General features: G+C 37.4%; 7 protein-coding genes. 6 read left to right on the top strand and 1 reads right to left on the bottom strand.

Features of this window, described 5'->3' with window-relative positions; genetic code table 11:
- The first annotated feature begins 285 nt into the window (after window positions 1–285).
- The 3 genes from ACYPZI_RS12205 to ACYPZI_RS12195 all read left to right on the top strand — a co-directional run bounded on the left by ACYPZI_RS12205 (window position 286) and on the right by ACYPZI_RS12195 (window position 5,006).
- Window positions 286–861 carry an NfeD family protein gene (locus ACYPZI_RS12205; protein WP_459601978.1) on the top strand — a complete coding sequence of 192 codons (576 nt, stop codon included), beginning with the start codon at window positions 286–288 and terminating at the stop codon, window positions 859–861.
- Window positions 862–894: 33 nt separating this feature from the next.
- Window positions 895–2,442, top strand: a complete 1,548-nt coding sequence (locus ACYPZI_RS12200; protein ID WP_459601976.1) for a flotillin family protein — start codon at window positions 895–897, stop codon at window positions 2,440–2,442.
- Window positions 2,443–2,897: 455 nt separating this feature from the next.
- Entirely contained in the window at window positions 2,898–5,006 is a 2,109-nt protein-coding gene (locus ACYPZI_RS12195; protein ID WP_459601982.1) for a prolyl oligopeptidase family serine peptidase, read from the top strand.
- Between the two features lie 79 nt (window positions 5,007–5,085).
- Here ACYPZI_RS12195 and gldG read toward each other — a convergent pair whose 3' ends face one another.
- The gene (gene gldG, locus ACYPZI_RS12190) at window positions 5,086–7,488 is read right to left on the bottom strand and encodes a gliding motility-associated ABC transporter substrate-binding protein GldG (RefSeq protein ID WP_459601974.1); all 2,403 of its coding nucleotides are present in this window, start codon (window positions 7,486–7,488) and stop codon (window positions 5,086–5,088) included.
- Between the two features lie 35 nt (window positions 7,489–7,523).
- On the opposite strand from gldG, the gene ACYPZI_RS12185 reads away from it, so the two are divergent.
- From ACYPZI_RS12185 to ACYPZI_RS12175, 3 genes are read left to right on the top strand one after another with little or no spacing between them, the layout of a single operon-like run.
- A complete protein-coding gene (locus ACYPZI_RS12185) occupies window positions 7,524–8,345 on the top strand; it encodes a hypothetical protein (RefSeq protein WP_459601972.1) in 822 nt (273 codons plus the stop codon).
- 53 nt (window positions 8,346–8,398) lie between these two features.
- Complete coding sequence (gene mscL, locus ACYPZI_RS12180) at window positions 8,399–8,806, top strand: large-conductance mechanosensitive channel protein MscL (protein WP_459601970.1); 408 nt, start codon at window positions 8,399–8,401, stop codon at window positions 8,804–8,806.
- A gap of 28 nt (window positions 8,807–8,834) precedes the next feature.
- The gene (locus ACYPZI_RS12175) at window positions 8,835–9,680 is read left to right on the top strand and encodes a M48 family metallopeptidase (protein WP_459601968.1); all 846 of its coding nucleotides are present in this window, start codon (window positions 8,835–8,837) and stop codon (window positions 9,678–9,680) included.
- The last annotated feature ends 17 nt before the right edge of the window (window positions 9,681–9,697 follow it).

The following is a 9,697-nucleotide window of genomic DNA, read 5'->3' as shown; positions in this document are numbered from 1 at the left end:
GAGGATTTTATACTTGAATGAAAATTTCAAAGAACTTTAGTTATCGCTTTTCAATCGACTTATAGTCGACACTCACGCGAATTTTATTCGCAATCAAACCTATGGATTGGAAATCCATAGTGGTTTAGTATTGGTAAAATAACAAATAAATCGCTATATTTATTACTGCGAATATCGTTCAAAAAATTGGACTATTTTAGTCTGTGATGAACGAAATACAATAAAAAAATCATATATTTGCATTAAGCAGACTATGAGTTTAAACAAAATAAAAAACGGACTATTATGAAAGATTTTTTTTCGAATATGGATGCCACACAACAAGTATACTGGTATATCGCTATAATAGCCAGTGTTATTTTTATCATACAAACAATAATGACCTTTATTGGAGCTGATTCTGATACGGGAATGGATGCCGACTTCGATAGTAATCTGGATGGAGGCGACCACCCGTTTCAATTATTCTCATTGAGGAATCTCATCAATTTCTTTCTGGGGTTTGGCTGGACAGGAGTGTCTCTTTTTAATTCTATAGAAAGTAAATTCCTGTTAGGAGTTATTGCTTTCGTTGTCGGGCTCATATTCATTGCCGTTTTCTTTGTTGTTATTAAAGCTCTTATGAGATTGTCCGAGGATAATACCTTTAATATTGAAGAGACTATTGGCAAAACAGCTGATGTCTATATGAACATACCGGCATCAAAATCGGGAAGAGGAAAGGTTTTCATCAGTGTAAAAGGTACTACGCATGAATTAAGCGCTATAACCGCTAATACAAGTGATATAAAAAACGGTTCTATTGTAAAAGTGCTGGCTGTTGAAGGGGATGTGCTCATTGTTTCACCATTAAATGAATAAAATAATAAACACATATAACTTAATAATTAAACTATGATTGAAGGATTATTCGGAGGAGGGGTTACAATAGGTGTAGTCCTCGTAGTAGTTGTGATAGTCGTCATCTTGGCTATGACATCCAGGTATAAACGTTGTCCGTCGGACAAAATTTTGGTTGTATATGGGAGGACAGGTGGCGCTTCGGCCAAATGTATACATGGTGGTGGTGCATTTATTTGGCCTGTCGTACAGGATTATGCCTACCTTGACTTGAAGCCTATATCTATCGAAGCAAATCTGACCAGTGCATTGAGTAAGCAAAATATTCGTGTAGACGTGCCTTGCCGTTTCACCATTGCTATTTCTACAGAAAAGGAAAATATGAATAATGCTGCTGAAAGGCTACTTGGACTAACGACATCGCAAATACAAGAACTGGCAAAAGATATTTTATTCGGGCAGTTACGTTTGGTTATTGCGACTATGATGATTGAAGAAATCAACTCCGACCGTGATAAATTCTTGGATAATATATCAAAAAACGTTGATACGGAACTTCGTAAGATTGGCTTGAAATTAATAAACGTAAACGTTACGGATATTAACGACGAATCAGGCTATATTGAGGCTTTAGGTAAGGAAGCAGCTGCAAAAGCCATTAATGAGGCAAAAGTTAGCGTAGCTGAACAAGAAAAAATGGGAGAAACCGGTAAAGCTGTTGCAGATAGGATGCGTGATGTACAGATTGCTGAAACTCACAGAGATAGAGATGTTCAGATCGCTATTGCCCAAAAAGACAGAGAGGTAAGTATCGCCGGAGCATCCAGGGACGAATCTATTGGTAAAGCTGAAGCAAATAGAGATACGCGTGTTAAAACAGCCGAAGCGAACGCAATAGCTGTGAAGGGTGAAAATACAGCTAAGATAGATATAGCAGGTTCGGATGCCTTGCGTCGTGAAAAAGAAGCCGAAGCTATGAAACTAGCTGTTTCAGCTGAAAAAGTACAACAAGCAAAAGCTTTGGAAGAAGCGTATTCTGCTGAACAAAAAGCGGAGATGGCTCGTTCCGAACGTGAGCGTTCGACTCAAATCGCGAACGTAGTTGTCCCTGCCGAAATAGAAAAACAAAAAGCTATTATTGAAGCTCAAGCTGTTGCCGAACGACTAAGAGAACAGGCTAAAGGAGAGGCTGATGCTATTTTCGCCAAAATGGATGCCGAAGCACGCGGTTTGTTCGAAATATTATCTAAGCAAGCTGAAGGTTACAAAGGGGTGGTTAATGCTGCGGGTGGAGATCCGGTAGCTGCTTATCAATTGTTGTTAATAGAAAAACTTCCTGAACTAGTTAAAACTCAGGTTGAAGCTATTAAGAATATCAAGATTGATAAAATCACTGTTTGGGATTCTCCCGGAAATAATCCGAACGGGAATACAACAACAGCGAATTTCGTTTCAGGACTTATGAAATCTGTGCCTCCGTTAAACGATCTGTTCAATATGGCAGGTTTGAACTTACCATCTTATTTGAAAGGTGATTCGGGAGTGACAATACCTCTAAAACCAGTAGAAGAAAAAGAAGATAAGAAAGAATCTAAAGGATAATAAATTAAAGAGGCTGTCTCAAAAGTAAAATTACACTATCAAAGTGTTATCCTCTTTGTCATCCTGAGTGCAACGAAGGATCTCATTCCTCAGGAAAAGAGATGTTTCACTCCGTTCAACATGACAACCAACGGTCACAGGAGCGTAGCGTATGTAAATAGATATAAGAAAATACTTTTGAGACAGCCTCTTTTTTTGTTCGTATATTTCTATCCTTGCAATTCTGTATGAGTCAATATTGGATCTACATGCCCAAGCCCTAATCCGCACTGTTCGGATGCAGCTCTGCAACTACCGGAGAATACTTTTTTTCTCAAAAATAAAGAGCCCCGTGCAGACGCACAAGGGCTACTTCAGCAGCTATAATAAAAACACTAGATTTTAGCTCACGCTAAATTTATTTTTCGTTTATTTGTACTTTAGACCTGAATAATTTAAATTTAGTATGTATGAGAATAAACAAATTATTCCTTTTAGGAGGAGGGCTTACCATGCTGTTCGCATGTAACCCGAAGAGTAAAATAGTATATCCTGAAACGGTTAAGGATAATACTGTAGATACTTATTTTGGTACTGAAATAGCGGACCCGTACCGTTGGTTGGAAAACGACACGTCCCAAGCTACTGCCGCATGGGTAGAAGCGCAGAACAAAGTAACGTTTGGCTATCTGGATAAAATTCCTTTCCGTGCTAAACTGAAAGAAGAGTTAACCAATCTTACAGACTACGAAAAATACGGTTCACCCTACAAGAAGAATGGTAAATATTATTTCTTCAAAAATAACGGGCTGCAAAACCAGAGTGTATTTTATGTACAAGAAACATTGGATTCTGAACCCAAAGTAGTTTTGGATCCGAATAAGTTGTCTGATGACGGCACTGTAGCCCTTAGCAGCATTTCTTTTTCAAAAGATGGAAAATATTTGGCTTATTCTATTTCACGCAGTGGTTCCGACTGGAGCGAAATCTATGTAATCGACCTGACGTCCGGGCAATTACTTGAAGATAAAATACTATGGGCCAAATTTAGCGGAGCCGCATGGAAAGGCGATGGATTTTATTATAGCGCCTATGATGCACCTACAGCCGGCAAAGAATTTTCGAGTGTAAATGAAAACCATAAAATCTATTACCATAAGCTGGGTGATCCTCAATCGAAAGATAGGCTGGCCTATCAGAATCCTAAATATCCAAAACGATTTTATACGGCAAGTGTAAGTGAAGATCAACGGGTTTTATTCATTTACGAGTCCGGGGCAGGTAGAGGAAACGCCTTGTTTATGCAAGACCTGACAAAAAACAATGCTCCTGTTGTTCAGTTAGCCGATAATCTGGATAACACCTACTCCCCGATAGAAGTAATAGGAGACAGGATACTCTTCTTTACAAATGACGGAGCCTCCAAATACAGAATTATGGAAGCCGGCGTATCGGCCCCTCAATTTAAAGATTGGAAAGAACTGGTACCTGAATCGGAAGCTGTTCTTTCAGGCGCCGAAATTATTGGAGGAAAACTAATTCTGACATATGACAAAGATGCATCTAATCACTCTTACATCTATGGTTTGGATGGAAAAGAAATAAGTGAAATAAAGCTTCCGACATTGGGCTCGGTCGGATTTAGTGGCGATAAAGATGATAATGAAGCATTCTTTGTTTTTACTTCATTTACTTTTCCTACATCTATTTACCGTTTCGATGTAGAAAAAAATACTTCGGAACTATACCGTACCCCTAAAGTAAACTTCAAGCCTGAAGACTTCGATACAGAACAAATATTCTATACCAGTAAAGATGGGACAAAAGTACCTATGTTCCTTGTATATAAAAAAGGTTTGAAACGTGATGGCAAAAACCCCGTACTCCTTTATGGATATGGAGGCTTCAACATTAGTCTTAATCCGGGATTTTCTACATCCCGTATTCCATTCCTCGAAAACGGAGGAATCTATGTACAGGCAAACCTCAGAGGTGGCGGGGAATATGGTGAAGAATGGCATATAGCAGGCACTAAAATGCAGAAACAAAACGTTTTCGACGATTTTATCGCGGCTGCGGAACACCTCGTTGCCGAAAAATATACAAGTCCGGAGAAGCTTGCGATCATGGGTGGGTCTAATGGTGGACTTTTAGTTGGAGCGTGTATGAACCAGCGTCCTGATCTATTCAAAGTTGCCATTCCTCAGGTGGGTGTAATGGATATGCTTCGTTATCACAAATTTACAATCGGCTGGAACTGGGCCAGTGATTACGGAACAAGCGAGGATAGCAAAGAAATGTTTGAATATCTGAAATCATATTCACCGCTTCATACGTTGAAACCAAATACAAAATATCCTGCGACCTTGATTACAACAGCAGATCATGATGACCGTGTAGTTCCTGCGCACTCATTTAAATTTGCCGCAGCTTTACAAGCCGCTAACGATGGTACCAATCCTACGCTGATTAGAATAGAGACAAAAGCCGGACATGGAGCCGGTAAGCCTATTGCTAAAATCATTGATGAGCAAGCCGATATATATTCCTTTATCATGTATAATTTGGGAATGAATGTAAAATAGTAGTCAGTAGTCAGTAGTATGCTCTTCTACTTAATTTCCAAGTTGCGAAGAGAGTGATAACTACTGACTACTAACTTAATTATTTACGGATATCATTCTCATATTTCCTCTTTCTGTACAAAAATACTCCTCCCATTATTAATGACATTATCACAACCGGAATGAGAATACTTAAGATAGCATACTTATCCCTGTTCTCATAACCTGTAGCCTTATTCAAAAGGTACATCTGTTGTTGCTTTGCTCTCAATTGCATCAATCCTTCATCATCTGTAAGCCAATTTATAGCATTGACAATAAATTCACGATTGCCGAACAACTGTTTCGATGCGCGGTCGTAGCCCATTGGCAAAACCTGTGTGTCCTCTCCCTGTCCTTGCAGCTCATTTGTAATAATATCCGAAGACGATACAATTACCATTCTTGTATCTAGACTTTGTATTACCGTCTTATATGCATCAGCTTTGATACTATCAGGAATCACTCTATTAGCAAAGGCAGAATTAAATCTTCCCTCCAGACTGACAGCTACCGGCACATAAGCCGTACCAAAATAGTCCGGCTGATCTTGAATATCCGACACATCAAAATTAATAGGTTCAGGCACTTTCACCAAATGGGTCTTACCCGAAGTTGTGAGCAGTATGTTTTTCCTAATCTCCGGAGAGTTATTAACAATATCAACAGAACTTGCAAATCCGGCTTTTACATCCCTGATATTTTTAGTTACCGGAAAATCCGGCGAAGGCATCAATAATGGTTGAAAATAACTTGGTACAAGAACTGTCGATTGAGAATCATTGGTAACAAGGAATGAGGAAACACACTGCACATCCTGTATCAAATCAGGATTTATACGGACTCCGTATGTGAACAACATATCATCGAGATTGAGATCATTCTTCATACTGGCAGAATAACCTGATCGGGCTAATTCTTCATGAGAATAAAATGCGCCATCGATCAGCCACAAAATTTTCCCTCCCCGCATAATATATTGATCGAGAATATATTTTTCCGGGTTACTATACTTCAATAAAGGTCCGGCTATAACGACCGCATTAAAATCGTCCAGAATATTAAAATCATTTCCTATTTCACCTCTGTTTATCGAATAATATTTGGACAACAACTTTTCTGCATCATAAAGACTGGTTCGGGATAATTCACCATGCCCCTCTATAAAAGCAATAGATTTAGGTTTAGTTTGATTAAGAAGCCGTATAGCGTCGATAAATTCATATTCTAAACTTTCGATAGACATATTCAAATTTTCTTCAGCTGTATTGCCTGCAATATTCTTCAATAAAGGAACGATTAATGTATCCTTATTATTTGTAATACCGGCATAAGGATATATTATTTTTTTACTAAGCCTTCCCTCTCTGTCTGTTTCATTCAACATAATACCCGGCATACCCCTATCGGTCATATTCTGATATGTATCATTCAAGGATACATTTTCTTTATACGGATACCTGTAATTTATTTTTATATCACAATTAGCATACCGGTTGAAGTCGGATAAAATATTATCCGTCTCGTTGCGTAACCTCTGAAAACCATAGTTCAGATCACCGGTTAGGTAGATATCGATAGTCAAAGACTGATCTTTGCTTAAATTTTTCAGCAGATTCAGACTATATTCACTCAAAGTGTAGCGTTTATCAGCACTGAAGTCAAATCTATTGTTAGGTATGAAAAAGAAAATAATATTAAGAATAGATATGATAGATATAAATAAATATATTATTCGCATATTTGTTCTATATATCATAACGAATAATAAAACAAACAAAATAAGTAAGTTAAACATCGCTACCATATCACTGAACTGAATAACACCCCGTCTCATCAATTCATAATGATGATTTAGACCGGGAGATGCAACTACAGCCTTTGCTTTACCCGAAATGAAAAGTCCTGATAGTAAATCAAAGCCATAAAACACAAATAAGCAGATAAAAATGGACACTACCAAAGCTACAATTTGATTTCGAGTGGCGGCTGATCCAAACAGACCAATGCTAATAAATACAGCAGCAAGCAAGAATAAAGAAAAGTAAGAGGCAGTAATACTTCCGATATCTATGTTACCAACCGGATTTGCTAACTGATATATAAAGTAAACATAGATACTTGTACATAGTAAAGTAACCAAAGCAAACAAAAATGTAGCCAGGAATTTACTAAGATATACCTCCAACAGGTGAACAGGCCTGGACACCAGAATGTCTATTGTTTTATTCCGCTTCTCCTCCGAGTATAGGCGCATGGTTAAAGCCGGGATAAGAACAATCATCAAAACAGGAGCAATGTTGAAAAACCGGCTCATATCGGCATACCCTCCGTCTATGATATTATATGATCCGGGAAACAGCCACAGCATAAAACCCGACACAAGAAAGAAAGCCAAAGCGAAAAACGCTCCTGCCGGAGAGCAAAAAGCAGACTTTAATTCTCTAAATACTAAAGCTTTCATATATCTTTGTAAGAATTGATCAGTGAACCTACGCAATGTCAAAACGAAATATAAAGATAGTTATTTTATTTCTTCTGATTATTATAGTTCTTATCGGAGGATGGAGTATGTACAGCAAACTTGACTACAATAAACGGTCTATCTCCGCTAATATACACGACTATATATCGCCATTGGCCAAAGAAGTTATATATATCAACAAAGGATATGGTATTAACGAAATATACTCGCTATATCCTTATACTAAAGAATTGATAGAAGTACTAAACGAAGAATACTCTCCACCGATAGTGATTTTTAAATATAAGAACAAAGAGTCCATTTTAATAACCAAAGCGAATATTGAGCAAGAATTAAAAATAAAAGGGTTCATAGAAAATAATATATCTACATCTTTCCCTGTGAAAAAGAGGATGTATAAAGATGCCGAAGTGTTATTTTATAGTCTGTCGGATAATAGTTTTCTTGTTTGTTTATTTTACAAAGGTATATTTGCCGTAAGCAGAAATTATAAACCGATCAGAATATTTATTGATTCTGATCCGGAGAACACGTTCTTTTCTGATGAAAACAATAAAGAGTTGATTGAGAAAATGCTTTTAAGCTCATCAATAAATATATTTACAAGAATAGAAAAAGAAATTCTTGCTGTTAACTATACATTTCACAACGATTCGATAACTTTAGATGGACATATTTTTGGTACGGATAAGATTAAATCAGATACTATTAGTCCCGATTTTTCACTTATCCCTTATATGATAAACATACCTGATAGCCTTTGTATCGACAGTTGTAACATTTCGGAAAGTAACAAACCCACATCAATTAAAATTTTTATAAACAAAAAGTTTTAATTCTGTGTTAATTAAATAATAAAGAAAAATTTAACTAATTAATAAAACATATTATGTCTGTATTAAAAGAACTAAAAAGCTTCATGATGCGCGGTAACGTGGTCGATATGGCTGTCGGTGTTATTGTCGGAGGAGCATTCGGTAAAATAGTATCATCTTTGGTCAGCGATGTTATTATGCCTCCTATTGGATATATATTGGGTGGTGTGGACTTTTCTAATCTGAAATTCGTCATTAAAGACGCTATTGACAATGTCCCTGCCGTTACTATCAATTACGGTACATTTATTCAGGCGATACTCGATTTTGTTATCATTGCTACGGCTATATTCTTTGCAATCAAAGCAATGAACAGCTTGCAGAATAAAAAGAAAGAAACTCCGGCTGATCCTGCACCAACGAAAGAAGAAATTCTTTTATCAGAAATCAGAGATTTAATTAAGGAGCAAAATAAAAAATAATTAACAAGTCAATAAAAAAGTAATAACTATGAGAATATATATATCGTTAATCTTTGCCGGAATGGTATTATTATTTGTGGGCTGTGGCAGTGTTCCTGTTACGGGCCGTAAGCAACTTAATTTGGTATCGAACCAGGAAGTTCTGACTTTGAGCCTGCAACAATATGATGAATTTATAAAGTCAGCTCCTAAATCTACAGATAAAGTAAATACAGCAATGGTACAGAAGGTGGGAAGAAACATTGCCAATGCAGTAGAAAACTATCTGAAAAATAATGGTTATGCAGATGAAGTATCTTCATATGCCTGGGAATTTAATCTCGTTAAAAGTAATGAAGTAAATGCATTTTGTATGCCCGGAGGTAAAATCGTGGTATACGAAGGTATTTTGCCAATTACTCAAAATGAAACAGGGCTGGCAGTTGTATTAGGGCACGAAGTAGCTCATGCCGTAGCAAAACACGCGAATGAACGCATGAGCCAACAAATGGTAACTCAATACGGAACAGCAGCTGTAGGAGCAGCGTTGGGTAAGGCTTCGGCCGGTGTACAACAGGCTGCGGCCGCGGCAATAGGACTTGGTTCTCAATATGGGATATTACTTCCTTACTCTCGAAAACAAGAATTAGAAGCTGATAAACTAGGGCTTATATTCATGGCAATGGCAGGTTATGACCCTACAGCAGCGGCAGCATTCTGGACTCGTATGTCCCAAAATTCAGGGGGCAGCACACCCGAATTTATGAGTACTCACCCTTCTGACAATAGCCGTATACAACAAATACAGAAAGATCTACCCGAAGCTTTAAAATATTACAAAGGTGGATCTGTGAGTACAGGATCAGCGAAAACCTCTAATCAATGGAAGTTTTGATGTTTGAATCATGATTT

The organism is Dysgonomonas reticulitermitis, assembly GCF_054601275.1.
This window is presented reverse-complemented; position numbering and strand designations above follow the sequence as displayed.

Coding starts and splice junctions, on each gene's coding strand:
- gldG (WP_459601974.1), bottom strand. CDS start 7,488: ATGAAAGCTTTAGTATTTAGAGAATTAAAGTCTGCTTTTTGCTCTCCG.
- ACYPZI_RS12200 (WP_459601976.1), top strand. CDS start 895: ATGATTGAAGGATTATTCGGAGGAGGGGTTACAATAGGTGTAGTCCTC.
- ACYPZI_RS12185 (WP_459601972.1), top strand. CDS start 7,524: ATGTCAAAACGAAATATAAAGATAGTTATTTTATTTCTTCTGATTATT.
- ACYPZI_RS12175 (WP_459601968.1), top strand. CDS start 8,835: ATGAGAATATATATATCGTTAATCTTTGCCGGAATGGTATTATTATTT.
- mscL (WP_459601970.1), top strand. CDS start 8,399: ATGTCTGTATTAAAAGAACTAAAAAGCTTCATGATGCGCGGTAACGTG.
- ACYPZI_RS12205 (WP_459601978.1), top strand. CDS start 286: ATGAAAGATTTTTTTTCGAATATGGATGCCACACAACAAGTATACTGG.